Here is a 493-nt window from a genome sequence, read left to right as displayed (position 1 = left end):
TGCCGCTCCCGTGCCGTCCCGTACCAGGCGGAATGTGCTGATCGGTGTCGGTGCGGCGGTTGCGCTGGTCGCGAGCATCGTGACGGTGACGATCGCGCTGAGTGATTCGGGCGACGACAGAAGCACCGCGACCGGGAGCAGTGCCGCTACGACGAGAAACGCGGCGGGCAACTCCGGGGCGACGGCCACTGTGCAGAGCTGTGATGTCCCGAGCAGTTTCGGGTCAGCGACGGTGTCACTGACTCAGGAGGGGCTCGCGGTCGATGTTCCGATACAAACGGATTGTGATGCAGCGGTCTCGCTTTCGGGTGCTGGCGTTCAGGTAGCGGTGTTCGACGGAGCGCGCGATGTGGCAGCAGGGGTGTTCAATCTCGATATGCGCCCGGTGGTGGTATCCGGACAAACCACGCAGCGATTCGTGTTCCCGGCCGGGATGTACTGGCGAACACCGGAAATGGTGTCCTCGACCCTGACCGCGGAGATCACCGGGGCC

Annotated in this window: 1 pseudogene; it reads left to right on the top strand. The window is 64.7% G+C overall.

What is annotated here, in order from left to right:
• Window positions 1-34: 34 nt before the first annotated feature.
• Window positions 35-493 (top strand): annotated as a pseudogene (locus H7I41_RS04360) (hypothetical protein); the annotation flags it as partial.

This window comes from [Mycobacterium] manitobense (assembly GCF_025821665.1).
GTDB lineage: Bacteria > Actinomycetota > Actinomycetes > Mycobacteriales > Mycobacteriaceae > Mycobacterium > Mycobacterium arseniciresistens.
This window is presented reverse-complemented; position numbering and strand designations above follow the sequence as displayed.